Origin of the sequence: Actinospica durhamensis (assembly GCF_018139695.1) — a bacterium.
Taxonomy (GTDB): Bacteria; Actinomycetota; Actinomycetes; order Streptomycetales; family Catenulisporaceae; genus Actinospica; species Actinospica durhamensis.
The window spans coordinates 1-1273 of record NZ_JAGSOG010000586.1 but is presented as its reverse complement, the minus strand read 5'-3'; the positions used below and the strand labels follow the sequence as shown (position 1 = coordinate 1273).

Below are 1273 nucleotides of genomic sequence, written 5' to 3'. Positions count from 1 at the left end.
AGCTGTGTATAAGAGACAGCCGTCCACCCCACCACGTACACCCACACCGAAGACGGCCACGCGAAACCCGGCCCGTGAAAAGCTCCGCATACTCGACGAACTCCACAAACTCCAACCCAGGACGGATCACAGACGCCGGCCCGCCCAGACGGCGTCGTAAGCTCGCGGCGCTCGCACCCTCGTGCGACGCGCTGGCTGCGTTGCGCTGGCTGCGACGCGCTGACGCCGTGGACGGAACACGGAAGGGCCCGTTGGTCGCGACCAACGGGCCCACCCGAGATATCGAGCCCTGCGTCGTCAGCCGCCCGGTTCAGCGTTTCCGCCAGTCCCCCTCCCGTGATGAGGTCGGGATAGAGCGCGCCATCCCAGTCCGGCCCCGTCAGATCGATCCTCGGGCTATATCGGAGAACCTGACGTCATCCCACGTAGTCTGCTTGTGAGCGAGCCCGCGCGCGTTGAGCTGAGATCGCGACCGTCACCTACTGCGAATCCCTTACCGCGCGGCTGTTTCGTCACCCCTCCAGCCGCAGAATCCGAGTGCGCGCGACCGCTTGGGCACGCTCGTCCTCCAGGGCGAGGCGCCGAGGATCCGACAGGTAGCCGTCCAGTCCCGCCTGGTCCCGCAACTCGATCAGCTGGACCTCGAGCGGGTCGTTCTCACTCGCGCGAACAACGGTCTCACGGGCGACCAGCCGACCGCCGTGCTCGTCGAGGAGGGGCAGCACGGCGTCCTCATAACCTCGAAGATCTTCCTCTGCACCGCTGGCCGGCCAGAGCAGGACACAGAGACGGATGGCCATGGCGACAAGTCTGGCAGATCGCCGGGCCACCGGGCCGGTCGCGCCCTCGCCTAGCCCGCGAGCCGGCCAGGTCCCCCCGATACGCGGCGAGCGTGTTCGTGGGCTGCTTCAACGCCGCGTGCGAACACACGAACTCCTCGACCGCCCCCGCAAGGTCGATGGCCGCATCGTGTCAGGGACCGACGACACTGGCGCCCACGTCCTCAGCATCAGCTCTAGGCGGTGTTGGTGAATCTGACCATCTATTAATCTCTATGTACGGTCTCTGTGTCCGGGTCATTCCGGGCACAGAGACCGTAGCCAGATCAGTGCACTGACCAGCTCGATTCCGCCTTGGTAGCGGTCGGGGAGCTTGTCGTAGCGGGTCGCGATGCCGCGCCACTGCTTGATCCGGTTGTTGCATCGTTCGATCAGGTTGCGGCGCTTGTACAGTTCGGCGTCGAATGCGGGGGGCCGCCCGCCTTTCGGGCCCT

1 protein-coding gene and 1 pseudogene are annotated in these 1273 nt (G+C 66.1%); both read right to left on the bottom strand.

Translation table 11 applies throughout. The features are described from left to right. Positions 1-512 precede the first annotated feature (512 nt). Complete coding sequence (locus tag KDL01_RS41190; RefSeq protein ID WP_212534154.1) at positions 513-800, bottom strand: hypothetical protein; 288 nt, start codon at positions 798-800, stop codon at positions 513-515. A gap of 276 nt (positions 801-1076) precedes the next feature. Next, positions 1077-1273: pseudogene (locus KDL01_RS41185) on the bottom strand (IS5/IS1182 family transposase); the annotation flags it as partial.

Bases quoted from the DNA above. Each gene is read 5' to 3' on its own strand.
- KDL01_RS41190 (WP_212534154.1), bottom strand. From the start codon at position 800: ATGGCCATCCGTCTCTGTGTCCTGCTCTGGCCGGCCAGCGGTGCAGAG.